Here is a 25217-nt window from a genome sequence, read left to right on the forward strand (position 1 = left end):
CCCCTGGTGGTCAGGCTGCGTGTGGTGTTGCCGAAAGTTCTGTGTCGCCGCCTGGTGGTGGTTGTGCGGCGAGTAGTGCGCGGTCGTATTCGGTTTTCCAGGTGAGGCGTTGGGAGATGGCGTGGAGGAGGACGTGTGCGCGTGGTGGGACGTCGGGGTCGCCGGGGCGGACTTTCTGCCAGGCCAGCCGGGAGGGGTTCTGTGGTGGTTTCTCGATTCCGGCGGCGGCGAGGGTCTCGGCGACGAAGCGCTTGCGGTCGGCGCGGTGGTCGGCGAGGGATTTGCCGGACCATTTGCGGGAGACGAGGACTCGGCGGCCGGGTAGGCCGAGGGTGGTTCTCCGGTGTGCTTTGCCTTTGCAGTGCGCCGAGGCCGTCTGAGACCGAGCCCCGAGAGGCTGAACGCCATAGCGCAGCCAGATCGGGCAGCGGGGTGAGCAGGGGGTGACGGCCAGTTCGGCGTGGAGTCGGTCGGCGTGTTCCCGTTGCCGGGTGGTGTCTTGTTGGACGACTTCGGAGACGGATTTGGTGAGGTATTTGGTGAGGTAGCCGATGTGTCGTCCGGCTTCGGGGGTGCCGCCGAGGATGCCCTTGGAGTGGACCTGTGCGCCGAAGGTGGCGACGTGGGCGGGTGTGTCGAGTTCGGTGACGGCTTCGTCCCAGGTGGGCAGGGCGTGGCGGGTGTCGGGGTCGACGAAGCTGCGTCGTTCGTGGTCCCAGACCGGCAGCCGATCTGTCTCGTAGAGCAGCCGGTCGTGGTTGGGCCACCACACCTGGTGATACGTCGCGGCTGTGACGTCCTTGATCACCGAGTGCGGGATGGACCCGCGAAGGGCGGCGTGCAGATGCGGTGCACCACGCTTCTGGGGTTCCACCGTCGCGAAGTACTGGACGTCCCAGCCGACGCAGCGGCGGAGGTTCTGCCACCACCGGTCGATGAGGGCGGCGAAGTGGACGACGTCGCGTGCGGCGCGTCGGTAGTCGTAGGTGGCGAAGTCGACGGGGGTGCCGTCTTTGCGGACCCGGCCGTAGGTGTCGAGGGTCAACGTCAGGAACATGGAGGGTCGGAACTTGCCTGCGTATTCGCGGCCGAGGGTGCGTTTCTCGACTCGCCGTCGGGGCAGGTTCGGTGCGTCCTGTCTGCGACGGGTGGAGCGCTTGCGGGCTGCCGTGGCCGGGGCGTCGGGGTTGGGGAGTTTGCCCCGGACGCCGAGGTTGCGTAGGTCGGCGTCGGCGGTGTGGATGGCTTCGCGGAGTTCTTCGGCGTCGGTCTCGGCACCCTCGGCCAAGGCTTGCCGGTACTCGGCGACCAGGTCGGCGCGGTAGGCGACGAGGAGTTTCTGTTGGCCGGTGGCGGGTTCGGGGGTGAAGTCGGGTTCGTCGGTCAGGTGCCAGCCTTCGCGGCATTGGGTCTGCCGCAGCGCCCGTGCTTTCCGAGCGCAAGGGCCGCATTGGGTTTCGACGGTGGAGCCGCAGGGGACGCCGACGTACTTCATTTCGCCGGTGTCGTAGTCAAGGGTCTCCATCATGAACGGCCGGATGCACACCCCGTGGTGATCCGCCGTCGCCTCCAAGACCTTCCCCGCCAGTGGCTGACGCATCCGCTCGGCACGGGTGAAGCCCTGCACGTCGCCGGGAACGGTGGTCAGATCGGCGCTCATGCGGCTTCACCCCGCATCACCGGTTCCGAACCCGTGATCTCTGGTCGGGTCGGGAAGGCATGCACGATCGCCGAGGCATCTTCGGCCGAGGCGGGTTCGGTGACGTAGTCGACGAGTCGGTCCAGGTCGGTATCGGTGACGTGGAACGCCCGGACGCGGACGGGTTCGCGTCGGTCGGTGTACTTCACCCACGCCACGCCGGGAGTGGCTTCGCTGATCTCGTGTGCCGCCGCTCCGCGTTCCCGGACGCCGTCGCCCAAGACCATGTCCACCTGGCCGGGTTCGTCGACTCGCAGGGCTACCCGGGTCGGGAAGAGGTGGCGGAAGGACAGGACTTCCTTGCGGGGGTCTTGGAGTTCGCCGATGACGCAGACGCCGGGTGCGCGGCCTTGGCTGGTGATGGTCTGCAAGGCCGAGTTCGCGCGTTCCTTGAGTTTGCGGTCGGTCTGGTAGGCCACGACATCGGCCAACTCGTCCACGATGAGCAGGAGGAACGGTTGACCGCAGTCGACCGACCACCCCCGCCGAGTACCCCGGAACGACTCGGCCCGTTGCTTCACCTCGTTGGCGACGTCTTCGAGGAGTTCGACGGCTTCCAGTCCGTTGTCGAACACCAGCCGGTGGAACAGGCCGGGTACCTTCCCGAGTTCCATCCCGCCCTTGGGGTCGATCCCGTACACCCGGACCAGGCCCGAGCGCAGCAGTGGGGCGAGGGACCAGAGCAGCGACCAGACCACCGAGGCCTTGCCCGCACCCGTGGCGCCGACGGCGAGGATGTGGGAGCCGATCAGGCGCAGCAGCCACGGGCGGCCGGTCTCGGTCACTCCGACGGGGACTCGTTGCAGGTCGCGGGTGGTGAACCCGGCGGTGGTCTCGGTGGTGTTCGGGAGTGCGGGTGTGGCGGTCGGCCATGCCAACGGGTCGCCGTGCAGCAGGTCCAGGACGATCCGCCGAGGGCCGTTCACCCGGACCCGGCAGGAGCGGGCGCCGAAGGAGTGCGCCAGGGCTTCCGCGCAGGCCTCGAACTCACCAGGTGCTTGACCGTGCAACAACGTGACCGTGACCCGATCCCGCCACCCGTCGGCACGGACCCGGACGAAGGTCGGGACGTGGGTCTTGCGTTCCACGGTGCGTTCCAGGTGGCAGAACCGCATCGTCCGATGCCACACCGGCGCGTACACGGTCAGCCGTCGCCATTCCGTGCGCACCTCACCGAGCACCAGGCGCACGAACGACCGACGGAACCGCCACCACCAGCCGACCAGCACCAGAGCCAAGACCGCACCAAGGATCAGGGCGACGGTCCAACCCCACAGTGGGCCGACCACGACGAGCACCAGGACCACGAACGCGACGACCGGATACCGGGCGGCCTTGCGCAGCACCACCACCGATAACCACACCACCAGCCCCACGGCCAGGAACGGCACCGCCAGGACCAACGCCCACCGGGGCGAATGGGTCCACCACGGCAACCGAGGCCGGGAGACCTCCAACGGGGCGGGATCGATCCATCTGGAGCGCTCAGGCATCCCGACCACCCCGAACGCCGTTGACCGCCGGACCGAAATCCAGGGGCAGCCACCCAAGACACCGCAGACAGCGCGCGTGGTCGGGGGCGAACTTGCCGAACTTGTGGCAGGCAGGACACCTGCGTGGAACTGACCGTCCGTGAGGGGTTGACACGCTGGGTGGTTTCTCTAAGCTCATGGTTGTTCACTCCGGTTAGATGACATTGAAGTGGACAGCGCAGAGACGGGCAGGCCGCCAAACCTATGAGCCCGCCTCTGCGCGTTTTCCTGTGCGGACCAGCAGAGTGATCAGGTGTTCAGTCGGTGGGTCGGATGTTCAGTGGTTGGGTGTCGCAGTTGCGGAAGGCCCCCGGATAGACACCCATCCGGGGCCGACCGGCCGCACACCACGCACAGTGCACGCCCTCGCTCCGCGTCCACCGACCACAACCGGGCCGGGCGCAGCGGTGACCGATCGTGCGCCACCACCAGGCCCGCAACCGACTCACGACCACCACCCACGCTCGCCCTTCTCGTCCGGGTCCCCGGTGGGGTGGTCGGAGTCCTCCGGCCACGCATGACGCCCTGACGGCAACACCCCCGGACCCGACGGCGGCGCGTCCTCGTCCCACTGACCACGCACCTCCCGGTACCCCGAGGTCATCCCGCCACGCGGATCACGTCGAGGGCTGGAGTCGGGTTCGTGGTTGATCACCGGACCGGCCGACAGGCCCGAGGTCTGCTCGATCCACTCACTGGCCCGCTCGGACGCGAACGCCAGAGTCCGCAGGAAGTCCGCCATCGCTGATCGGCTGCGCTGATCCGCCGGGATCGGCATCTCGACATGCACCGCACCGAGGTCGAGCAGGAACGTCGGACCACGGCCGGGCAGATTCGCACCGAACACCGCACACGCCCCGACAGCGGGCAGCACCACCAGACGCGGCGCGGTGGGCATGAAGGTCGTCATGGCGTCACTCCGATTCGGGAGGAGGGGTGAGTGTGGCGCGGGCGTCCTCGATGTCGGCTCGGCGGGCGAACTCCTCGGCCGCGACCACCGCCGCGTGCCGAGCCCACAGCGGGATCACTGTTTCGGCTGCCAGCGCACGCCAGGCCGTGGACACCGCGCGGTATGCCGCCGCCAGTCGCCGCACGTTCTCCGGTGTCCCGTATGCCTGAGCGGTGAAGAGTGCCGCCGTCTGCTCCCGATACGCAGCGTTCCACCGCTTCACCGCGTCCGAGGAGACCACGCCACCGCCACGGACACCCCAGTGCCGCACTCACCAGGAGCAGGCCCCTTCCGATTCGTCCCGTGCTCATCACCGGCCACCGCCCCGCACTCACGCAGCCGACTTCTGCGCGGCATCCGAGCCGGCGGACGCCCCGCCCGGCTTGCTCCCCGGAGACTTCGAGCCACCCGCGACGCCGGGCTGTCGCATCGCCCGTGCCCGCAGCACCCAGCCCTGATACTTGAACTTCTCCCCCTGCACTCGGGGCTCCACGGTCAGGCCCTCGAACACCACCGGCCGGAAGTCGAAGCCTTCCATCGCCGCCGGAGGAGCCACCGGCTGGACTGGATCGAGGATCACCACCGTGGCCGACTTGTCCCGGTCCTTCACCGCCGAGGGGTCGGTGACCGTCACCTTCCACAGCAACAACCCGGTGGCCTCGTCCACCTTCTGCTTCGGCTGCCGCCCTCGTGCCTTGTCCTCCTGTGACACGTACTCCATATCCGGGCTCACCGGCCCCACGATCGCCGCACCCTCCGGAAACACCGCCTCGTGCTCGATCTCGAACCGCGTACCGCGCGGAACCGCCATCACACACCTCCAGCCCACCTAGCCGAGCTAGCCAACCTAGCCCGCATTGCCAAGATAGCCAGCTTGGCTAGCCAAGTCAACGGGGAAGGCAAGACGGCTAGGCACCTAGCCGAGCTAGACAGGTCCGCTAACGTACGTTCCGGTACACCTAAGTACTTGTGTGTACATGTCAGAGAGCGGGAGGAGAACGGCATGGACCTGGACCCGGATGACCCGCGTCCGCCGTACATGCAGGTCGCCAACGCCCTGCGTGCGGCGATCCTGACCAAGGTCTTCCGCCCCGGTGAGAAGCTGCCCTCGCGCAACGAGTTGGCCAAGCGCTACAGCGTCGCCCCCATGACCGTGCAGAACGCCCTGCGCGAGCTACGCGACGACGGGTCGATCGTGTCCCGGCAGGGCAGCGGCGTGTTCGTCCGCGAGCGCACCGAACGCCCCATCGGACTACGTCCCCACTTGGAACGTGCCTTCGAGGCGGAGAACGTCTCCATCGACTTCGCCGGATTCTCCGGCGAGACCCTCCACGGCGCGATGCAGGAGCCGCTGGACAAGATCCGCATCGGGCGACTGACACCGAAGTCGATCAGTGTGCGCATCCTCGTTCCGGATTCCTCCCAGCCGATGGCCATCCCGTGTCGTGCCGACGATCTCTCGGACAGTCCGGAGTTCCGTGCCCGGATGAACCGGATCATGGAGCGGCACACCTACGCGATCATCGACAACGTCACCGAACTCGGCCGCCTGGGTCTGGTCCCCGAGGTCACCGCCGAAGTTCGCGTGCACCGCGCCGCACCCCTGTTCAAGCTCTACCTGCTCAACGGCGAGGACGCCTTCTTCGGTTTCTACCCGGTCCAAGAGCACGTCCTCTCCCTCGGTGGCGAGACGACCACCATCTACGACCTTGCTGGCAAGGACGCGATCCTGTTCCACCACTCCACCACCGACGACGACACCTCCACCGGCTCGCAATACGTCGACCAGGCCACCACCTGGTTCACGAGCATGTGGACCACCGTCGGCAGGGAGCATGTCCTGTGAGACACGTCCCCGTAGACGACTGGGTTCTCTTCCGCAGGCTGCTCAACGACGCGGACGCACTGCTCTTGGACTTCGACGGTCCCGTCTGCTCGGTCTTCGCCGGATACCCAGCACCCGTCATCGCCGCAGAACTTCGCACCCTCATCCACGACGCTGGACAACCCCCGCCATCCGAGTTCGATGCCGACGATCCACACACGATCCTCGGCTACGCCGCAGAACTCTCACCTGTGCTCGGCCGCCAGATCGAGGCAGTCCTCCAGACACGGGAGATCGAAGCCGTAGCAACCGCCACGCCCACGCCAGGCGCCGCCGAACTCATGGCGACATGGCACGCGACCGGCCGCCCGCTCGCCATCGTCAGCAACAACACGACCGATGCGATCACCCGTTACCTGACTGCCCACGATCTCAGCGTGTACATCGACCACGTCCAGGGACGTGACCCACGCGATCCGACGCTGATGAAGCCGAACCCCCATCTGGTGGCCGAGGCCGCGAAGGCGTTCGACGTCGACACCGGACGCTGTGTCCTGATCGGTGACTCCGCCACCGACATCCAGGCAGCGCACGCCGCCGAGGTCCCGGTCATCGCCTATGCCAACAAGCCCGGTAAGCGTGACCGGTTGATACGCACGGTTCCAGCGCTGCTGCTGACGTCATTCCTGGTCCCTGACTGATCCAGGGCCGACCACTGCCACTCGTCGGCGGGTGCGGACATACCGTCAGTACTGCCGAATCCGGCTCTAGGGGATCAAGGCGCGCCGCCTGCGGCGCCGCGCTGGCCGGTCGCCTCGGGCGGGCCGGGCGCGCGGCTCAGTCCTGCGGGCGCGCTGACGCGCGTCCTCGGCCTGGCCGACGCCCAGCCGCCGGGTTCCGGGATGCGCTACCGCAGACGACGCGCGAGAAGGCCGAGCAGGGCCAGGCCGTGACTCCGGTCCGACAGAGCGCCGAGCGGGTCATCCTGACAAGGCTGGTCATGGCGCTCGACTGCCGCGACGGCTCCGCCGCCTTGCCACCGGGAAGGGCGCAGGGGCGCCGTGGGAGGGTCGATCTCTGCATCATCGCAGCACAGCACTGCTTTCAGGGTTGCGGTTCGGGTTGCAGTTCGTCCCCGTTCACCCCGGTTCACCGCAGGTTGCGGAACGGCTCTGACCTGCGGGTGAACGATCCTGTACCGCTCTGAACAGGGCTTTGGGGAACTCGTAATGCGTAGGTCAAGGGTTCGATTCCCTTAGGCGGCTCCAGCAGTGACCAGGCCCTTCCCGGTTTCCGGGAAGGGCCTGTGTCGTTCAGGGTCGCATCCGCGGTGGACGCCCGTTCCTTCCGGCCGGGACCCTGTCGACTCGACGGCGCGAACTGTGCGGGCGCGTACACCGGCTCGGTCATCGGGTGTTCCCGGACGCCGCCCTTCGAGGTCTTCCTGGGCTTGCCGGGTCACGACCTCACGTGCGGCTCGTGGGCCGCTCGGCGCGGGCCGATCTCGCCGCCTGGAGACTGGGCCCGTCCTCTCCACCCGACGAAGCACCTGGATCCGGCGATCGTGTTCCGCCCGAGCCGTCGAATCGAAGGGGCATGATGGGGTCTGGGCGGTCGTTCGGTGATTTCGGTCTCGAGACGACGATGATCAGCGCATGCGGTGGTTGCTCTCGAGAGTTTCGACATTCGAGAGTATCAACGGATCAGCGCCGCCGACGCGTGGCTACTGCAATGTCCGAGCGCTCCGGATAAGTCTCGGTATTGAACGGAGGTCGTATATCTCGCGGCGTTGTTCATCGCGGTATCGCAGGCGTGCTGATACCCGGCGGAGAGCTTGTTCGGTGGGTGCGTCGGGCCGGTCGATGTGTTCCCGGCGCCGGCAGAGTCGCCGTATGGTCGGCTGTCCGCCCATGGGAATGTCGTGAATGCCGGCCGATCGGCTGCGTCCGCCCGCTCGGCGGCCCGCAGCCACGGCTGTCGCGGCGGAGGCCGAGGGCGGCTTGTCCGTGGACGCTGCCACTGATCCGCCGCCCCCTCTCTCACCCGTTCGTGGTCGTGATCAGCCGAAAGTGCCGATCGACTCGGAGCAGACCGCCATGACGTAGTCCCCGTTGCTCGTCGCCTGCGAGATCTCCTCGCCGTCGACCGTGATGCGGCAGGAGATCTCCCCGCTCCCTGCCTGCTGAGCATTCACCTGCACGACGAGCAGCGGTTCGTCGACGGGCAGCTCGAGGGTGTGCTCCCACGGCAGCTCGACGTCGCCGAGCTGCTCCGTGGCGCTCTGGCCGTCGGTCGTGTAAGTGATCATGCTGCTGGTGCCGTCTCCGGTCACCTCGTACACCACCTCGTGCACGTCGGTGCCCTCGTCCGCGGGAGCCGCCGCTTCCTCCGTGGTGCCGTCGGCCGCGTTCGGTGTGGCGCCGTCCTCGTCGTCACCGCCCGTGGCGATGGCGGCTACGGCGATCACTGCGACGATGCCGCCGACGATCCACGGCCAGCGCTTCTTCTTAGCCGCGGTATTCGGTGTCTCGGTCATCTGAGGTAAGACCTTCCTGATGGCATGACTGAACGATGAGATAGCGCTCTTATGTTAAGACGCGAGGGTTCGTTCCAGTGTTTCGGCGATGACGGCTATTCGACCGCCGATAATCTCCAATCGTGACCTGCCGGTTATCTTTGATGGTGAAGTCGCGCACGATGGCGGCGGTATTCGATTCGTTCATCGAGTCGCGGCGATAATGCGCGGCCTGGTGTGTGAACGGCTCGACCTCGCAGTGCGCCCGACCGGTTTCCGTCGGCATCCGCACGGGATCTGAGCTCGAGTCCGGGTAACCGACTCGGCGGCCTCGACGACGCCCGGAGGCGACCTGCCCGGCGGAACGGAGGACGCCGAACGTCCGACTCGGCGCCGCCCGCTGCGTGCTCAGACTCCCGTCAGCACCTTGGCGAACATGACCATGTCCCGGTGGCGTTCGCCGATGCGGAGGTAGGAGCGCAGGGTGCCCTCCTCGGTGAAGCCGGTGGCGCGGCACACGGCCTGCGACTCCTGGTTGTCGACCTCCACCAGTGCCTCGACGCGAAGCAGATCGAGATCGCGAGCCAGGTCGACCACCAGCCGTACCGCCGAGGTGGCCAGGCCGCATCCTCGGTGGCGTGGTAGTAGCCAGTAGCCCACGGCGGCTCGTCGGTGCGTCCAGTCGATGCTGTTGAGCGTCACCATGCCGACCGCCTCGCCGACGGTCCGGTCGACGATCGCGAGCGGCAGTCCGCGTCCCTCGGCCGCCTGGTTCCACTGTCGGTGCAGCCAGGCCGCGCCCTCGGCGGAGGAACAGTCCGGCGGGATGGAGGTGATCAACGGAATGTAGGGGTCTCCGGCAGCCTCGATGATCGTCGGCAGGTCCCCGATCTGCCAGGCGCGCAACAGAGTCCGTTCGTCGTGTCTGACCGGCAGGTCGCGGAGGTTGACGGTTCTGGTCCGTACTCGTGTTCGGCTCGTTCCCGACCGAGTCGTGCCCGGGTTCCGCCCGTTGCCCATGATCGCCTCTCGTGCGCGTGCCGTCGTGGTGGTCATCCTCGCACCGAGAATCCGTGATCACTATGGGCGAACAAGCGGAGATCTCGAACGAGCCGTCGCCCGCCGGTCCACGCGTCGCTCGCGGCCGGGGCGGATGGGCGGGCCCGGAGTGGGCACGAGGCGGCGCGCCGAGAAGATGATCTTCATGTCCGCCTGGTGGACGTAGTTAGACCGCCGCCACCAGGAACGACGGGACTGTCGCCGTTCGACGAGTCGGCGTTCACCTGCTGTTGCGCCGGTCGGCGGCTGCGCTTCCTCGATGCGTGATCGACGGTACATCTGAGTCACTGATGGTGGTGGCCGCGTCCGGATGGACGTGTACTTCGTCGCTTCGCCTGGGAGCCGCACCGTGAGACAGACCAGATGGACCGCCACCGCGCTCGCTGCGCTGGTGGCCTGCGGCGGCCTCGCCGCATCGGCATCGGCCGGGGAGAGGACCCCGGACCACACCTCCGTCGGGACCTTCGACGTCATGAGCGACATCCAGGGGGCGCTGCAGGCGTTCCGGGATGTCCGGGAGGAAGCCCACGAACTGGCGCCGGACTCGAAGGCGCTGGTCATCAACGGCGACATCGTCGACCGGGGCTATGACTTCGAGTACCAGGAGGTCACCGACATCATCGCGGAGACCCCGGGGCCGCAGACCACCTTCTCCAGCATCGGCAACCACGAGGCCTACGCGCCCGCGTGGTGTTCGCCCACCTCGCTGTGCCAGCCCTCCTGGCCGAACGGCTTCACCGAGGAAGAGCTGTACGACTCGTTCTACGCCTTCGCGGGTCGAGACGAGGTCTACGCGGAGCAGGTCGTCGACGGGATTCCGCTGCTGACGCTGGGCACCGAGCGCTTGATGTGGTGGGAGGACCCCAACCTGGACGACCACATCTATCTGAGTGACGAGCAGCTCTCCTGGCTGCGCGCGCGGCTCGATCACCACACCCGTGACGGACGTCCGGTCTTCGTCTTCACGCACTACCCGCTGTACGACACGGTCACCGCCTCGGACGGCACCTCGGGCGAGTTCCACCTTCAGGACGACCAGCTGCGGCAGATCCTCGGCGACTATCCGCAGGCGGTGTTGTTCACCTCACACACCCACGCCTCGCTGCGTGACGATCGGTGGGCACGGCGGATCGTGGTGCCCGGCGGGCACCCGGACGGCTTCACCGCCGTGAACACCGGCGGCGTGGTCAACCGGCAGGTGCTCCAGGTGAGTCTCGGGGCCGACGGAGCCCGCATCCGGGCACGGGACGTCGCCGCGGGCGAATGGGTTCAGGACCTCGTCGTACCCACCGTGGACCCGAAGCATCGTGCGGCGGGTCTGCGGGTCGACCCGGTGTCCGAGCACATCGCCCCGGGCTCCTCGGTGGAGGTGGCCGCCGAGTTCACCAACTTCAGCAGGCGACAGCTGGTCCACGTCCAGCTGGAGCCGGTGGTGCCCGCGGGCTGGGAGGCCGAGCGGATCGCCGAGTCGGGGCGTCGCCACCTCGGTCGGGGCGAGACCGCGTCGGCGACCTGGCGGCTCAGCCCGGTCGACGGCGCAGAGCAGACCGACACGCTCGATTTCGCGGTGAACGCCGAGTTCGGCCGGGGCAGCCATGCAGGCACGATCACCGAGCAGACCTCGATCGAGGTCGTGGCGGCGCCGACCGGGACGCCGTACGTCTCCGATCTGCCGTTCATCGCCTCGTCCAACGCGCTCGGCCCCGTCGAGCGGGATCAGAGCAACGGCTCCCTGGGCGAAGGCGACGGATTCCCGTTGACCGTGAACGGCGTCCGCTACGACAAGGGCCTGGGCACCCTCGCCCCCTCGGAGACGGTCGTGTACCTCGGGGAGAACTGCACCCGCTTCGCCGCGTCGGTCGGCGTCGACGACCGTGCCCCGCAGTCCTCGCAGAATCGGCCGGACGACGGCCGAGGCGACGGCGGCGACGTGGTCTTCCAGGTGTGGGCCGATGACGAGAAGGTCTGGGACAGCGGCATCGTCTACGCGGGCGAGGGCGCCCGCGACATGGATGTCCACCTGAACGACGCCGAGACGCTGCGGCTGGTCGTCACCGACGGCGGCGACGAGAACTGGTGGGACTACGCGGACTGGGGCCTGGCCCGGCTGACCTGCCGCGGCTGAGTCCATCGGCGGGCGGGGCAGCGTTCCCGTCTCCCGCCGCACCGACGGCGAGGGCGTCCGTATGGAGGCCCTCGCCGTCGTCCTGCGGCCAGTCACGCCGCCGCCGGGACGGTCCGCCGAGAGCCGATGCCCGAGCAGCCGCGGACGTGGCGGCCAAGTTCGGCGGTGGCGATCGAGGACGGGGCCCGGCCGGCGCGAGCGTTGCGAAGAAGTCGGTGTCCGGCTGCGGCGTCGCGACCCGGGTCAATGAGGCCGAGGCCAGGCCGGTGCCGATCCGCCCGCCGCGCCGCCGATCGCCCTGCTGTGGGGCTCCGTGACGCCGAGTCGCGACGTCATCCTGGAGTGGGCGCCGACCGCGCGACCGGTGCCGACCACGCCGAAGCGGGCTCGGTGGGAGGCCTGCCCGGCGGACGGCGGCTCGATCGAGGTGACGCCCGTGCTGGAACGGCGACGACCGCGGCAGGCGTCACACCAGGCGCGCCTGTGCGGCTCGGTCGGGCTGCCGGGTCGCACCGATGCGCGCCAGGACCGGCGGCAGCGGGCGCAGATGCAGGATGCCGAGGCGCTGGGTGGCACGGGTGAGCGCCACGTACAACTCGGCGGCTCCTCGGGGGCCGTGATCGAGGATGTGCGCGGGCTCGACGATCAGGACGGCGTCGAACTCCAGCCCCTTGGTCTCCGCCGCCGTCATCGTGCCGGGCATCCCCGGCGGTCCGATCACGACGCTGGTGCCTGCCCGGCCCGCTTCGTCCCGGACGAACTCCTCGACGGCGGCGGGGAGCTCCTCCTCGGTGACCTGCCTGGCCCACGGTTCGACGCCGCAGGCACGCACCGACTCCGGCGGACGGGCCTCCGGTGCGAACTCGGCGAGCAGGGCGGCCGCGACGGTCATGATCTCCGCCGGAGTGCGGTAGTTCACCGACAGCGAGCGGTGGAGCCAACGGCCGGGGACGTACGGCTCCAGCATCCGGGCCCAGGACGTCGCGCCTGCCGCCGAGCGACGCTGTGCGAGATCACCGACCGCGGTGAAGGACCGGTCCGGGCAGCGCCGCATCAGCACTCGCCAGTCCATTTCGGACAGCTCCTGTGCCTCGTCGACGACGACATGCCGGTAGGTCCAGTCCCGATCGGCGGCGGCGCGTTCGGCGAGTTCCCGACCGTCACGCTCGACGAACCGATCGGCGAGGTCTTCGCCGTGGAGCAGGTCCGTGGCATACAGGTGGTCCTCGTCGTCCATCGAGTCCGCGCGGCCGACCAGGGTGTCCAGTACGCCAGAGGCATACTCGGCCTCGGCGCGGCGCCGCTGTTCCGCGGCCTGTCGCGCGGCCCGGTCGGCGGCCTCGTCCCGCCCGAGCAGCTCCACGAGTTCGTCGAGCAGCGGCACGTCCGACACCGTCCAGGCATCGCCGTCGGCCCGCCACAACGCCGGATCTGCTCCCGCGGCGCGCAGCCGGTCCGGAGACTCGTAGAGCGAGCTCAGCAGTGCCTGCGGGGTCAGCAGCGGCCAGAGTTCGTCCAGTGTCGCGGTGAAGACGTCGTCCGCGGCCAGCTCTCGTCGCAGTTCCGACCGCAGCCGTTCCCAGGCCGCGCGATCGTCCCTGGTGAGCCAGCCTCGGCCGATCCGCACGATGGCGCGTTCGGTGAGCGCCCAGGTGAGGGTCTCGGCGAACACGGCGCGTGCCTCGTTGTGCGGCAGCCCGCTCGCCAGCGCGTCCTCCGCGCCCCAGGCCGCGATGTCGGGGTCCAGCCGCACCGTGACGCCCGCGAGTCGGATCGGCACGGACCGGTCGGGCAGGCGGCGCCGATCGGCGATCGCCGCGGCGAGCACGTCCAGGATCGAGAGGGAGCCCTTGAGTCGGGCCGCCTCGGGGGCGTCCTCGGCGGTGACGCGCAGCCCCGGCAGGAGGTCGCCGGTGGTCATGAACACCACGTTGGACTCGCCCAGTGACGGCAGGACACGGCTGATGTGGTCGAGGAACGTCGGATTGGGGCCGACGACGAGCACGCCGTGCCGCTCCATCCGCTCCCGCCGGGTGTAGAGCAGGTATGCGACGCGGTGCAGGGCCACCACCGTCTTGCCGGTGCCGGGGCCGCCCTCGATGACCAGCACCCCGGGGTGGTCGAGTCGGATGATCTCGTCCTGCTCGGCCTGGACGGTGGCCACGATGTCGCGCATTCCGTCGCCGCGCGGGGCGTCGACGGCGGCGAGGAGGGCCGCGTCGCCGCGCTCACCGGCTCCCGGCCTGCCGAGGACCTCGTCGGTGAAGTCGACGACCTGCCGCCCTCGGGGATGGAACCGCCGTCGGCGCCGCATGCCTTCGGGGTTCGCCGCGGTCGCGACGTAGAAGGGGCGGGCGGCCGGCGCCCGCCAGTCCAGCAGCAGCGGTTCGTACTCGTTCGCCGCGTCGAAGATGCCGATCCGTCCGATGTAGTGCTGATCACCAGATCGGGTGTCGAGCCGGCCGAAGCACAGTCCGTCGTCCGCCACGCGCAGTCGTCGCACCTCGGCGGCCAGCGCGCGCACTTCGACGTCTCGCTCCACGGGTGCCCCGCCGTGCCCCCGCAGCGCCGCCGCGTAGGCGCCCTTCATGCGTGCGCGCTCGGCGTCGAGTCGTGCGTAGAGCCCGGCCACGTGATCCTGCTCGGCTCGCAACTCTCGTTCATGACCTTGAGCTGACACGTCTCCCCCATAGCGAATGCTGACTTCGATGTTCGGTATTCGACCGGCGATACCGCCTGCCGAACCGCTTCCCGCGGTGCGGTCTCTCGGGCGCACGGTCACGTGCACGCGCACAACGGATTTCGGGACGTCTGCCCTGGCAGGCGGCGTCGACGGGCGATTGTGCAGCATGTCCGGGGCCTTGCCGCAAGCCCCGGGGTGCGCTATATATTGACAATGGAAAGAGGCGATGTCCTTCTGTCTCCGCCTCGCCGGGTGTCGCCGATCCGAATTCGGCCGTGAACATCGCCTACCGCGTCTCATCGGTCGTTCTTCTCCTCGTCGGGTGACGGCGCGCCTACCGCCGCGTCAGTCGGGCCATGGCGTGACGCTGCTCAGGTAAGTCGGCGGTGCCCCGGTGTCTCGCCGCTGCGCTGAGTCTCGGCCCCGTCCTGAGCCGCCTCACTGGCCGGTGCGGCGACCGGCGGTCGTCGGCGATGACCGATGCTCACGCCGTGGCGATGCGTCGCCGAGTCGGTGCATGGTGACCGTGGCGGAGAACGTTCTCGTCGGCCCCGTCGAGTGGAGCTGCGGAATCGCTCGAAAGAAGGTCATTCTTCACCGATAAGGGTGAGTGCCACGGTGTGTCGGCGGGGTATCTGCGTGTCGTTGCGCAAGATCAGCGAGTCATCGAGCGGAAGACCCGTACAGAGGAGTGAAGCGATGCGGATGCCGCGAATCCTGGGCGCCGTGCTGGCCGCAGTGGTCGTGGGTGCCACTGCCCTGGCGGGCGCGGGCGGCGCGGCAGCGGCTCCTCGGACGGCACCGCGCATCGTCGGTGGTGTCCAGTCGGCGGAGAAGTATCCCTTCATGGTGTCCATCCAGCGCCCTGCGGAGGGGCGTGAGCACTGGTGCGGCGGTGCGCTCGTCGATCCTCGGTGGGTGCTCACCACGGCCCACTGCCTGCAGGGCGACCTCGGCTCCTACACCGCCCGGGTCGGCTCCAACGACCGGAGCGCGGGCGGTGAATACCTCAGAGTGGTGGAGACGGTCGCTCATCCCGACTGGGACGGGCTGCACGGCGACATCGCCCTGCTGCGCCTGGAACGGCCCGTCTCGGCCGCGCCGATCGCCGTCGCGAGTTCCCCGCCCGCCTTCGGCGACTCCGTCCGACTGCTCGGCTGGGGCAAGACCTGCAACACCTATGAGTGCTCGTGGGAGTACCCGAGGATGCTGCGTGAGGTGGACCGCACCGTGGCCTTCGACGCCATGTGCTCGCGCGCTTCGATCCACAGCGTCAGCGAGCTGTGCATCGACGTGACGAACCAGGCCACCTCCTGCTACGGCGACTCCGGTGGTCCGGCGATCCAGCGGCGGCTGGCGGGCGGCTGGGAACTGGTGGGGCTGGACAGCCGAGGCGGCTCGTCGGTGTGCGGTGAGTTGGGACTGATCTACACCGGCACGGCGACCTACCAGCGTTGGATCAGGGACGTCGTCACCGGCTGACGGGTCGGTCGTGCGGGTGACGGCCGCGCACCGGGGCGTCGCTACGCAGCCCCGCCGGGTGATCGGTGGCCCCGGAGGTGGAACACCCGACTCTGTTCGGCGGAGTTCGGGGGAGGCGCGGACCGGCGGAACTCGGGCCGGGTCCCCTCCCGTGCCGTAGCGTCTCGGCCACCCCTCGCATTGAGAGCGGCGTCATACCTTATTCGGTTGAAGTCAGGACTCTGCTGAGCGGAAGCTTGCGTCATACAACTAGTTGGCGGACGCAAGCAACAGGAGAGTTCCATGGACGCCCCTGCGGCGGCGCAGGCAGGTACAGCCGGAATCGATGAGGTGGAGATCGTCGGTCAGGCGATCGCCCGCGTGGTCCGGATGTCCAACTGCGCGCTGGCGCAGACCGGGCGTCTCGGCGCGCCCCCCGGCTGGGAGAAGGCCACCTACCTGGTCCTCTTCCACCTGGAGAAGGGGCCGCGCCGGTCAGGTGCCGTGGCCGAGGCGCTGCTTCTCGACCCGTCCACGATCAGCAGGCAGGTCGCCACGCTGGTCAAGGCGGGGTTGGTGGAGCGCAGCGCCGATCCGGAGGACGGCCGCGCCAGTCTCCTCGTGATCACCGAGCGGGGACGGTCGGTGCTCGCCCTGCATCGGGCCGCCCGTCGGGACCTGCTCGATCACGTGATCGCGGACTGGCCGTCGGGGGACCGGCACGAGCTGGCTCGCCTGCTGGCCCGACTCGCGGACAGCCTGGAGACCCGGCTGCCCGCCTACGTCGAGTCCGTCGCCAAGGCTCGTCATGAAGGGGAATCCTGATGTCAGAGGCACTCGCCCCGCCGGGGCAGGCTGCCAAGTCCGGTGACGGGGGGCTCACGCACCGGCAGATTCTCACCGTGCTCTCCGGGCTGATGATGGGCATGTTCCTGGCCGCCCTCGACCAGACCATCGTCGCCTCGGCGATGCGGGTCATCGCCGACGAACTTCACGGACAGACGGCGCAGGCCTGGGCCACCACGGCCTACCTGATCACCGCCACGATCACCACGCCGCTGTACGGCAAGCTCTCCGACATCTACGGGCGCAAACCGCTCTACCTCACCGCCATCGGACTGTTCCTGATCGGGTCGGTGCTGTGCGGGCTGGCACAGTCGATCTACGAACTGGCCGCGTATCGCGCCGTGCAGGGCCTAGGCGCGGGCGGTCTGATGTCGCTGGCGATGACGATCATCGCCGACATGGTGGCGCCGAGACAGCGGGCGCGCTATCAGGGCTACATCCTCGCGGTCTTCGGCGTGTCCAGCGTCCTCGGACCGGTGGTCGGCGGCTTCTTCGCCGGCCAGGAGAGCCTGCTGGGCATCGCGGGCTGGCGGTGGGTGTTCCTGGTCAACGTCCCGATCGCCCTCATCGCGCTGGTGGTGGTGGCCAAGGTGTTGAACCTGCCGCACAACCGGGTCGACCATCGCATCGACTACTGGGGTGCCGCCGCGTTGGTCCTGGCGTTGGTGCCCTTGCTGATCGTGGCCGAACAGGGCCGCGAATGGGGCTGGGGAGCGGGGATCTCGCTGCTGCTGTATGCGATCGGCGCCGTCGGCATCGTGGCGTTCGTGCTGGTGGAGCGACGGATGGGCGATGAGGCACTGCTGCCGCCCAGACTCTTCCGTAGCGGCACGTTCCGACTCGGCAACCTGCTCAGCTTCGTGGTCGGCGTCGGGATGTTCGGCGGCATGATCTCGCTTCCGCTGTATCTGCAGATCGTCAAGGGACAGTCGCCGACCGACGCGGGTCTGCTGATGCTTCCGCTGACCTTCGGGATCATGACCGCCACGCTGGTGGTGGGCAGACTGATCGCCAGGACGGGGCGGATCAAGGTGTTCCCCGTGCTCGGCGCCGGGGTGATGGCCGCGGCCCTGCTGCTGTTCGCCACCATCGACGCCGACACGTCACTGGTCCTGCTGGGCGCGTTGATGATCCTTTTCGGGGTCGGACTCGGTCTGTCGATGCAGACGTTGACGCTGCTGGTGCAGAACGACGCGCCGCCCGCGGACAACGGCTCGGCGACCGCGGCGGTGACCTTCTTCCGGCAGACCGGTGGCACGGCGGGGACGGCGATCTTCCTGTCGATCCTGTTCTCGGTGCTCGGGGGCCGGATCGCCGACGCCTTCTCCGCGTCGGCGAACGACCCCGCGTTCACCTCGGCGCTTCAGGACCCACAGGTGCTGGCCGACCCGGCCAACCGGGAGTTCGTTCAGAGCGTGCAGGGCGGCGCGGGCGCGCTGGATCTGAACGACACGTCCTTCCTCGGCGCCATCGACCCGAGGCTGGCCGCCCCGGTGCTCGACGGCTTCGCGAGCGCCATGAGCACGGTGTTCCTGGTGGGCGGTCTGGTGATGCTCGCCGCGTTCCTGCTCAGCTGGTTCGTACCCGACGTCGAACTGGGCAATCAGTCCGGCATCCAGCGTATTCAGGCGGAGCGGGCCGAGGCCGAGCGCGTCGCGCGACTCGCCGAGGGCGAGCCGAGGGCGGACTCGGACGGGGCGACGACGGAGGACGGCCGGACTCCCGCGACGTCGGACCTCCAAGCCACGGTGAGGACCGACGCGGGAACGACCCGGGACTGATCCGGTACCGATACCGCAGGGGGCATGGTTCCGCGAACGGCGCCCCTTGAACGGCGACCCGCGCTACGACGGCGGCCCCCGAGATTCCTTCGGGGGCCGCCGTCATGCTCGTCGGTGTCAGAGCTTCGGTGCCTCGTGCTTGCCCTCGTAGTAGCCGGTGTCGATCGCTCGCTGGTACGAGCGCTTGATCTCCAGCTCCGCCTCGGTGCGGCCGACCCAGGTGGCGCCTTCGACGCTCTTGCCGGGCTCCAGCTCCTTGTAGACGCTGAAGAAGTGCTGGATCTCCATCCGGTAGAACTCCGCGAGGTGGTGGATATCGCGGAGGTGCTCGGATCGGGGGTCCTCGGCGGGGACGCACAGCACCTTGTCGTCGCCGCCCTTCTCGTCCCGCATACGGAACATGCCGATCGCGCGGGACCGGATCAGGCAGCCGGGGAAGGTCGGCTCCTGGACGATGACCAACGCGTCGAGCGGGTCGCCGTCCTCACCGAGCGTCTGCTCGATGAAGCCGTAGTCGGCGGGATACTGAGTCGCCGTGAAGAGCGTGCGATCGAGGCGGATTCGGCCGGTCTCGTGATCCATCTCGTACTTGTTCCGCGCCCCTTTGGGGATCTCGATGGTGACGTCGAACTCCACTCGGTTCCTCGCAATGTCTTCGCTGGCTTGCATCGACCCTGGGGTTGCATCTACGTCGTGTGATCCACAGTTCTCGGGCCTGCGGTCACCCCAGGCCCTTAGTCTGAAGGACGAGACCCGACGGAGTCGCATCGGAAGCCCTCGTCGGGCATGTGAAATCCATCCCCATACTCGCCGTGGCAACACCAGAACCGACGGCCATAGGAGGTCGCGTGTCCGAAGCCGGACACCCCCCGCAGCACGGGCCAGCCGTCCCTCGGCGTCACGAGCCGTCGGGATCGCCCGAGCGAACCGGGGCATCGCACCCGCCGTCTCCACCGAGGGACACGGGGTCGTCGCCGCATCGGGCGACGCAGGGCGACGGTCTGGAGAGACGTTCGTCACAGTGGGAGCAGGGTGGGCAGTCACCTGGCGGGCAGACTGCCGGTCGGCAGGCGCCGAGGCAGCAGCAGGCTCCCGGACAGCAGGGGGTGCGGCGGCAGGACCAGAGCAGGCAGGCGGGGTCCTCGCCCGTCAGCCCAGGTCAGGCGCGGCAGGAGTCGGTGCGTACCGCGCGTCGGCCGCAGGAGCGTCCGGACGCCGCGAAGGGCGCCGCAGGCGGCGCGGCGTTCGCATCCGGACAGGACCCCGCTCGACAGCCACCCGGCCGCGCTCGAGAACGGCCGGGTTCGATGCGCGGGTCCGACGCGGTCGGCGGCTCCGAGGCGTCGGACCGGCAGTCGGGTGCCCCCGCCGCACCGGACGCCGCGGCCGGTCAGCACGGGGGCCGACCTCACCAGCCCGCCGAGCAGCGGCCGTCCGGGCCGCGCAGGCCGCCGCCCGTGCCGCAGACGCATGTGCGGCGGCACCCGGATCAGCAGGGGCAGGACGGTCCGGGGCACCCTGCGGGACAGGACGGCGGTGGTCCCTCGTCGCCGCAGATGCGGCGACCGCCGCACCGGGGACAGCCGCCCCGGCCTGGTCCGCCGCTGCAGGACCGACCACAGCATGGGCAGGCGGGACGACCGGTGCCGCCCGGCAGGTCGGACCTCGTGGGCCGGCTGGGAGACCCCGGGCCGCCGTCCGGTCCGCAGGTGGCGGTGGGGCGGCCGAGCATGTCGGGCGTACTCGACCCGGAGGGCGTGGCGCGCGAGAGGCCCGCGCAGGTGGACGACCGGGAGACCGTGGCACTGCACCAGCCCGGGACGGCGCTGCCGGGAGAGCTGTCCCCACGTTCGCAGGGCACCCGATTCGAGCCTGCCGAGACGCGGGCCGGGGTCGGCAGCGCGCCGGACGACGCGACCGGCGAGGACCTCGGGGGCGGCTCGCCGCCCGAGGATGCCGCGCCCGAGCGGTCGGACGGTGCGGACGAGCCGCCTCGGCGCCGTCGCGGTCTGCTCATCGGCGCGCTGGCGGCCGCCGCCGTCGTGGCACTCGGGGTGACCTCGGTCTTCACCATCGAACCGGTGGGCCGGGTCTTCGGCCTCGGCGGCCCCGCAGTCGCGCCCACCTCTCCGCCGCCCGCCCCGTTCGTCGCGGAGCGCGTGCTACACGGGGTGGACCCGGCGGCGACCGGCCCCACCGCGGAGGGGCTGACCGCCGCGCTCGCCCCGTCGGTCGGTGCGGCGGGCGTCGGGACGCTGCACGGCGTCGTCGTCGACCCGGCCTCCGGACAGGCCCTCTGGTCGGCCTCGGCGCAGGAGCCTGCCGTCCCCGCGTCGACCACCAAGATCCTCACCTCGGCGGCGGTCCTGCTGGCCCTGCCCGCCGATCACACCTTCGACACGACCGTCGTCGCCGGGACGGAGCCGGGGACGGTGATCCTCGTCGGCGGCGGCGATCCGGCGCTCACGGCGACGCCGGACGGCACCACCACGCTCTACTCGCCTGAGCCCGCCCGCATCGCCGATCTGGCGGCCCAGGTGCTGGAGGCCGCGGGAGGGGAGCCGATCACCGAGGTGCTGGTGGACGTCAGCCGGTATTCAGGTCCCCTCCGTGCATCGGGCTGGGACGACGCGGACGCGCCGTCGACCTACGGCGGCTTCGTCGAACCGTTGCTCCTGGACGGCGGGCGATCCGATCCGCTCGTCGAACCGTCCGTGCGTCTGGGCTCGCCCGCGCGGGCCGCGGGCGAGGCGCTGGCCGAAGCGCTGGGCGGCGGTGCCGCCGTCTCGGTGGCCGAGGCACCGGCTCCCGCCGACGCCGCCGTGCTGGGCGAGGTGCGTTCGCCACCGCTGGTGGACGTCGTCGAGGCCATGATGTTGATGTCGGACAACGTCGCGGCGGAGATGCTGGCCAGAGAATTGGCCCTGGAGGTAGGGGAGGAGCCCACGTACGAGGGCGCGGCGGCGGCCATCACCATGGTCCTGGCCGAGAACGGCTTCGACGTCTCGCAGCTCACCCTGTTCGACGCCAGCGGGCTGAGCCGGGACAACCGGATCACCCCGAATCTGCTCGGGGACGTCCTGTCCGCCACCGTTCATCCGATCGACGAATCGGATCAGGCCAGGTCCGCCGCGTTGCGTCCGATGCTGACCGGACTTCCGGTCGCGGCGGCCAGCGGCACGCTCGCCGATCGCTTTCAGACCGAGGCGGGCCGAGGCTGGGTGCAGGCCAAGACTGGAACGCTGAGCAGTGTGAACACGCTGGCAGGCGTGGTGACGGATCAGGAGGGCAAGCTGCTGGTCTTCGCCCTGCTCTCCAGCGGGACGAGCCGGGAACAGGGCAGGCCCGCGTTGGACGCCGTCGCCTCGGCGCTGCGCGAGTGCGGATGCCGATGAGCGCGATCGTTCGGTAGCGTCGGCACGGTGAAGGCCGAGTCGATGGTGCGGGAGCCGGAAGCAGGAGTCGACCGGGTTCCGGTCGCATGGAGTGTGGCGGCGTCGACCGCCCAACGTCTGATGCGACCGGGTCCGGTGCTGCCGCTGCCGGAGGCCGAGGCCACGGTGGCCAGGCTGCGCGACTTCAGCGTCAGCGCCGAGACGCACGTCCGTGACGTCACCGGTCTCGGCGCCGAGCTGCCGCTGCTCAGTGGCGAGGTCGTCGACCGGCCGGGCTGGGCGCAGGCCGCCGTGGTCGGCCTCGCCACGCTCATGGACGACGCGATGCCGGACGACGACTCGGCCGGGATCTTCTCCGGCGTCGCGGCGGGGACCGCGGGCGTCCAGACGGGCATGGTGCTCGCCTACCTCGGCAGCAGGGTGCTCGGGCAGTACGACCCGTTCGGCGGCGCCGACCGTACGGGCAGGCTGTTGCTGGTGGCGCCGAACATCGTGGCCGCTCGACAGGCGCTCGACGTCTCGGCCGAGGACTTCGAGATGTGGGTCTGTCTGCACGAGGCGACGCACCGCCTGCAGTTCACCGCGGTGCCCTGGCTGCGTGGCCACTTCGCGGCCGAGGTCGGCGGGCTGCTCGGCTCGATGGACGACACCGTCTCGCACATCGTGACGCGCCTGCCCGAACTGGTCCGTTCCGCTCGCCGTCGGGGAGCCGACGGCGAGTCGGTCACGCTGGTCGAGCTGTTGCAGTCGCCGGAGCAGCGCGTACGGCTGGACCGGCTGATCGCGCTGTCGACCCTGTTGGAGGGACACGCGGATCATGTGATGGACGCGGCGGGCCCGGCGATCGTGCCGTCGGTCGCCAAGATCCGAACGCGATTCACCGCCCGGCGTCGGGGCGGCGGGGTCCTCGATCGCGTGCTGCGCGTCGTCCTCGGTGTGGACGCGAAGGTCCGGCAGTACGCCGACGGCGCCCGGTTCACTCGACAGGTCGTCGACGCGGTCGGAATGGCAGGCTTCAACGAGGTGTGGCGTTCGCCGGAGACGCTGCCGAGCCGGGCCGAGATCAGCGAACCCGCGGCCTGGTTGGAGCGGGTTCACGGCTGAGGGAATTCGGCGTGGGAGATCAGGCGCCTCGCCCGGTGGCCCGCCCCGTCGCCGAGGAGCGGGCCCGCGATCGGATCACTCCGCGTTCGCGGTCGTCGACTTGATCACGTGGTCGGTCGTCCGGCTCGGGCATCGTGAACAGCATGGTCGCCGGGCAGCCGGTATGTCACCCGCGCCGGTCGGAGAACTCCACGCCGAGGAGCCGGGCGAGATCTCGGCCTGCCGACCTCAGGAGTCCAGGAGGTCCTCCCGAGCCTGCGGCATCAGGTCCATGCCGGGTCTCTGATCGGAGGTGCCACGCCGTGATCTCCCGCTCGGGTCGAGAATCGGAGGTCCATGCCGGATGCTCGACCGGCGCGAAGTCCAGGCCTGCCTGCGATCAGGGGAACTCATAGGCCGAGGGATTCTTCTGTGACGCGGATTCAAGACGTAGTCCGCCTGTCTTCCGCAGGTGGTCTCGGCAGAAGTCTCGTGAATTCCACCGGCCCGTATCAGGTGTTCAGTGGTGGATGGTCGTAGGTCACGGTGACGAGCTCTCTCCTCCTCGGAGACTCACGGTGGGTATCGATCGTCCTCGGCCGTCAGGCCTCGCGTGAGTGCGTTCACCTCGGTGGCGGAACGGGCCTCCTCCATCCCGTTCTTCGAGTGCGGAGGCCAGATCGGGCGCGGAGACCTCGAAATCCTCGATCGGCTCGTCGATCGGCCGGTCGTCGTGGATGTCGTCATCGACCGTGATCCCGAGCGGCCGGCAGCCCAGCTCCGGTACGTTCCCGTGGTCAGGCTCGATCTTCCTTCTTCTCGTCGTCCTGAATGAGGTGAGAGCCGACCAGGAGAGTCATTCCTCTCCCTGCCCGGTCCCGTGCGATCGTTTCCGGCCGCACGGATCGCGGACCGCGGCCGTCTCCCCGAGGCGTTCCCTCTCGTATACACGCCGCTCCCCCTTGGATCCGACGACTCCGCGCCGTGTGTGATCCGGCACCTATGGTGATCGCGGCGGGCGACTGCGGTCCGGATCGCGGGTTTCACGGGAGCGCGCGAACGCGGGAATAGTCACCGGCATGACCGCCGATTCGCCGTCCGACGTCGCGCCGGAGCCCGTCGAGCCCGTTCCTGCCGTGCCCGAGGCCGACGCCGGCAGGCGGGCAGGCCTCGCCGATTCCGTCGCCCCCCGTGGACACGAGCCCGGTGCGGCGCTGGACGAGGTCCGGCTCGCCGTGCGCAGGCTGCTGGAACAGGCGCCGGAGAGGGCGCGACAGGCCGGGGTGCTCGGCGTCGCCTGTTCCGGTGGAGCCGACTCGCTGGCCTTGGCGGGAGCGACGGTGCAGGCGGCCCGGCGCTTCGGCCTCGCCGTGCACGGCCTCGTGGTCGATCACCGGCTCCAGGCGGACTCCGCGGCGGTCGCCGCGGCGGCGGGCCGGCAGCTCGCCGCCCTCGGCTGCGCGGAGGTCCACGTGCTCGACGTCACAGTCTCGGGCGCAGGCGGCCCGGAGGCCGCCGCCCGTCGGGCCCGCTATGAGGCGCTGAGGGCGGCGCGAACCCACCCCGACCAGCTGATCCTGCTCGGTCACACCCGCGACGATCAGGCCGAGACGGTGCTCCTCGGGCTCGGCCGAGGCTCCGGACCGAGGTCCATCGCCGGGATGCGGCGGCTGGACCCGCCCTGGGCACGTCCGCTGTTGCAGTGCACCCGAGCGACCACCGAGGCCGCCTGCGCCGCGTTGGACGTCCGGCCCTGGCGGGACCCCCATAACGCCGAGGCGCGCTTCACGCGGGTCCGCCTGCGTCACGAGGTCCTGCCGCTGCTGGAGGAGGTGCTCCACGGCGGGGTGGCCGCGGCACTGGCCCGGACCGCCGAGCAGCTGCGGGACGACCTCGCGGCGCTCGACGCCTGGGCGGATGCCGCACTGGCCGAGGCCCGTGACGAGTGTCACGTCGACGAACTGGGTGCGAGTGCGTTGGCGGCACTGCCTGCGGCCGTCCGGACGCGGGTGCTCCGTTCCTGGCTTCGAGGTGAGGGCGTCCGAGACCTGTCCTCCGGGCAGCTGCTAGCCGTCGACGAGCTGGTCTCCCGGTGGCGTGGCCAGGGCGGCGTGTGGCTGACCGGCGGGTTGGTGGCCGCGCGGGCGCATGGCAGGCTTGCCCTTCGGAAGCCCGATCGACGTCACGGCGGCGATCGGCTCCCGTCACCGGCCGGACCGCACAGCCCGACTGCCGCACCGTCTGAGTAGAGAGGGGAAGCCGAG

At 69.7% G+C, this 25217-nt stretch carries 19 protein-coding genes; 10 read left to right on the forward strand and 9 right to left on the reverse strand.

The genetic code is table 11. The features are described from left to right. Nucleotides 1-10: 10 nt before the first annotated feature. The 5 genes from AHOG_RS01415 to AHOG_RS01435 form a co-directional block, all read right to left on the reverse strand. The gene (locus tag AHOG_RS01415; RefSeq protein ID WP_093939749.1) at nucleotides 11-1660 is read right to left on the reverse strand and encodes a replication initiator; all 1650 of its coding nucleotides are present in this window, start codon (nucleotides 1658-1660) and stop codon (nucleotides 11-13) included. Further along, nucleotides 1657-3192: an FtsK/SpoIIIE domain-containing protein gene (locus AHOG_RS01420; RefSeq protein ID WP_093944049.1), complete on the reverse strand. Its 1536-nt coding sequence runs from the start codon at nucleotides 3190-3192 to the stop codon at nucleotides 1657-1659. The genes AHOG_RS01415 and AHOG_RS01420 overlap by 4 nt, the downstream gene beginning before the upstream one ends. Nucleotides 3193-3676: 484 nt before the next feature. Further along, entirely contained in the window at nucleotides 3677-4141 is a 465-nt protein-coding gene (locus AHOG_RS01425; RefSeq protein ID WP_157736572.1) for a hypothetical protein, read from the reverse strand. A gap of 4 nt (nucleotides 4142-4145) precedes the next feature. Next, the gene (locus AHOG_RS01430) at nucleotides 4146-4403 is read right to left on the reverse strand and encodes a hypothetical protein (protein WP_221439161.1); all 258 of its coding nucleotides are present in this window, start codon (nucleotides 4401-4403) and stop codon (nucleotides 4146-4148) included. Between the two features lie 108 nt (nucleotides 4404-4511). Further along, nucleotides 4512-4991: a hypothetical protein gene (locus AHOG_RS01435; protein ID WP_093939751.1), complete on the reverse strand. Its 480-nt coding sequence runs from the start codon at nucleotides 4989-4991 to the stop codon at nucleotides 4512-4514. Nucleotides 4992-5183: 192 nt separating this feature from the next. On the opposite strand from AHOG_RS01435, the gene AHOG_RS01440 reads away from it, so the two are divergent. Both AHOG_RS01440 and AHOG_RS01445 read left to right on the forward strand, forming a co-directional pair. Then, a complete protein-coding gene (locus AHOG_RS01440; RefSeq protein ID WP_184451146.1) occupies nucleotides 5184-6026 on the forward strand; it encodes a GntR family transcriptional regulator in 843 nt (280 codons plus the stop codon). A 65-nt stretch (nucleotides 6027-6091) separates the two neighbouring features. Beyond that, nucleotides 6092-6706 (forward strand): HAD family hydrolase, encoded by a 615-nt coding sequence (locus AHOG_RS01445; protein WP_157736573.1) that lies wholly within the window; start codon nucleotides 6092-6094, stop codon nucleotides 6704-6706. Between the two features lie 1358 nt (nucleotides 6707-8064). On the opposite strand, the gene AHOG_RS01455 is transcribed toward AHOG_RS01445, so the two are convergent. Both AHOG_RS01455 and AHOG_RS01460 read right to left on the reverse strand, forming a co-directional pair. Further along, on the reverse strand, nucleotides 8065-8541 hold the full coding sequence (locus AHOG_RS01455) for an MmpS family transport accessory protein (protein WP_093939753.1): 477 nt from the start codon (nucleotides 8539-8541) through the stop codon (nucleotides 8065-8067). Nucleotides 8542-8928: 387 nt separating this feature from the next. Continuing rightward, nucleotides 8929-9576 (reverse strand): GNAT family N-acetyltransferase, encoded by a 648-nt coding sequence (locus AHOG_RS01460; RefSeq protein WP_093939754.1) that lies wholly within the window; start codon nucleotides 9574-9576, stop codon nucleotides 8929-8931. A gap of 352 nt (nucleotides 9577-9928) precedes the next feature. Between AHOG_RS01460 and AHOG_RS01465 the strand changes: the two genes are divergently transcribed. Beyond that, nucleotides 9929-11704 carry an NPCBM/NEW2 domain-containing protein gene (locus AHOG_RS01465; RefSeq protein WP_169725796.1) on the forward strand — a complete coding sequence of 592 codons (1776 nt, stop codon included), beginning with the start codon at nucleotides 9929-9931 and terminating at the stop codon, nucleotides 11702-11704. Nucleotides 11705-12170: 466 nt separating this feature from the next. On the opposite strand, the gene helR is transcribed toward AHOG_RS01465, so the two are convergent. After that, nucleotides 12171-14384 carry an RNA polymerase recycling motor ATPase HelR gene (helR, locus tag AHOG_RS01475; RefSeq protein ID WP_184451147.1) on the reverse strand — a complete coding sequence of 738 codons (2214 nt, stop codon included), beginning with the start codon at nucleotides 14382-14384 and terminating at the stop codon, nucleotides 12171-12173. Between the two features lie 702 nt (nucleotides 14385-15086). On the opposite strand from helR, the gene AHOG_RS01480 reads away from it, so the two are divergent. The 3 genes from AHOG_RS01480 (at nucleotide 15087) to AHOG_RS01490 (ending at nucleotide 18475) form a co-directional block, all read left to right on the forward strand. Further along, nucleotides 15087-15869 (forward strand): S1 family peptidase, encoded by a 783-nt coding sequence (locus tag AHOG_RS01480; protein ID WP_157736574.1) that lies wholly within the window; start codon nucleotides 15087-15089, stop codon nucleotides 15867-15869. A 282-nt stretch (nucleotides 15870-16151) separates the two neighbouring features. Continuing rightward, nucleotides 16152-16673: a MarR family winged helix-turn-helix transcriptional regulator gene (locus tag AHOG_RS01485; RefSeq protein WP_093939759.1), complete on the forward strand. Its 522-nt coding sequence runs from the start codon at nucleotides 16152-16154 to the stop codon at nucleotides 16671-16673. Further along, nucleotides 16673-18475, forward strand: coding sequence for an MDR family MFS transporter (locus AHOG_RS01490; protein ID WP_093939760.1), 1803 nt, complete (start codon nucleotides 16673-16675; stop codon nucleotides 18473-18475). The genes AHOG_RS01485 and AHOG_RS01490 overlap by 1 nt, the downstream gene beginning before the upstream one ends. A 117-nt stretch (nucleotides 18476-18592) precedes the next feature. On the opposite strand, the gene AHOG_RS01495 is transcribed toward AHOG_RS01490, so the two are convergent. Beyond that, nucleotides 18593-19111: an inorganic diphosphatase gene (locus AHOG_RS01495; protein WP_093939761.1), complete on the reverse strand. Its 519-nt coding sequence runs from the start codon at nucleotides 19109-19111 to the stop codon at nucleotides 18593-18595. A gap of 1094 nt (nucleotides 19112-20205) precedes the next feature. Here AHOG_RS01495 and dacB point away from each other — a divergent pair. From dacB to tilS, 4 genes are all read left to right on the forward strand, one after another. After that, nucleotides 20206-21870: a D-alanyl-D-alanine carboxypeptidase/D-alanyl-D-alanine endopeptidase gene (gene dacB / locus AHOG_RS01505; protein WP_157736575.1), complete on the forward strand. Its 1665-nt coding sequence runs from the start codon at nucleotides 20206-20208 to the stop codon at nucleotides 21868-21870. A gap of 42 nt (nucleotides 21871-21912) precedes the next feature. Continuing rightward, a complete protein-coding gene (locus AHOG_RS01510) occupies nucleotides 21913-22974 on the forward strand; it encodes a zinc-dependent metalloprotease (RefSeq protein ID WP_093944053.1) in 1062 nt (353 codons plus the stop codon). A 610-nt stretch (nucleotides 22975-23584) separates the two neighbouring features. Then, on the forward strand, nucleotides 23585-23788 hold the full coding sequence (locus tag AHOG_RS01515; protein ID WP_157736576.1) for a hypothetical protein: 204 nt from the start codon (nucleotides 23585-23587) through the stop codon (nucleotides 23786-23788). A gap of 244 nt (nucleotides 23789-24032) precedes the next feature. Beyond that, the gene (gene tilS, locus AHOG_RS01520) at nucleotides 24033-25202 is read left to right on the forward strand and encodes a tRNA lysidine(34) synthetase TilS (protein WP_093939765.1); all 1170 of its coding nucleotides are present in this window, start codon (nucleotides 24033-24035) and stop codon (nucleotides 25200-25202) included. Nucleotides 25203-25217 lie beyond the last annotated feature (15 nt).

Origin of the sequence: Actinoalloteichus hoggarensis (assembly GCF_002234535.1) — a bacterium.
Classification (GTDB): Bacteria; Actinomycetota; Actinomycetes; order Mycobacteriales; family Pseudonocardiaceae; genus Actinoalloteichus_A; species Actinoalloteichus_A hoggarensis.

Excerpts from the sequence above, each read along its gene's own strand:
- AHOG_RS01415 (WP_093939749.1), bottom strand. The coding sequence starts at position 1,660 with ATGAGCGCCGATCTGACCACCGTTCCCGGCGACGTGCAGGGCTTCACC.
- AHOG_RS01420 (WP_093944049.1), bottom strand. The coding sequence starts at position 3,192 with ATGCCTGAGCGCTCCAGATGGATCGATCCCGCCCCGTTGGAGGTCTCC.
- AHOG_RS01425 (WP_157736572.1), bottom strand. The coding sequence starts at position 4,141 with ATGACGACCTTCATGCCCACCGCGCCGCGTCTGGTGGTGCTGCCCGCT.
- AHOG_RS01435 (WP_093939751.1), bottom strand. The coding sequence starts at position 4,991 with ATGGCGGTTCCGCGCGGTACGCGGTTCGAGATCGAGCACGAGGCGGTG.
- AHOG_RS01440 (WP_184451146.1), top strand. The coding sequence starts at position 5,184 with ATGGACCTGGACCCGGATGACCCGCGTCCGCCGTACATGCAGGTCGCC.
- AHOG_RS01455 (WP_093939753.1), bottom strand. The coding sequence starts at position 8,541 with ATGACCGAGACACCGAATACCGCGGCTAAGAAGAAGCGCTGGCCGTGG.
- AHOG_RS01460 (WP_093939754.1), bottom strand. The coding sequence starts at position 9,576 with ATGACCACCACGACGGCACGCGCACGAGAGGCGATCATGGGCAACGGG.
- AHOG_RS01480 (WP_157736574.1), top strand. The coding sequence starts at position 15,087 with ATGCGGATGCCGCGAATCCTGGGCGCCGTGCTGGCCGCAGTGGTCGTG.
- AHOG_RS01485 (WP_093939759.1), top strand. The coding sequence starts at position 16,152 with ATGGACGCCCCTGCGGCGGCGCAGGCAGGTACAGCCGGAATCGATGAG.
- AHOG_RS01490 (WP_093939760.1), top strand. The coding sequence starts at position 16,673 with ATGTCAGAGGCACTCGCCCCGCCGGGGCAGGCTGCCAAGTCCGGTGAC.
- dacB (WP_157736575.1), top strand. The coding sequence starts at position 20,206 with ATGTCGGGCGTACTCGACCCGGAGGGCGTGGCGCGCGAGAGGCCCGCG.
- AHOG_RS01510 (WP_093944053.1), top strand. The coding sequence starts at position 21,913 with ATGGTGCGGGAGCCGGAAGCAGGAGTCGACCGGGTTCCGGTCGCATGG.
- tilS (WP_093939765.1), top strand. The coding sequence starts at position 24,033 with ATGACCGCCGATTCGCCGTCCGACGTCGCGCCGGAGCCCGTCGAGCCC.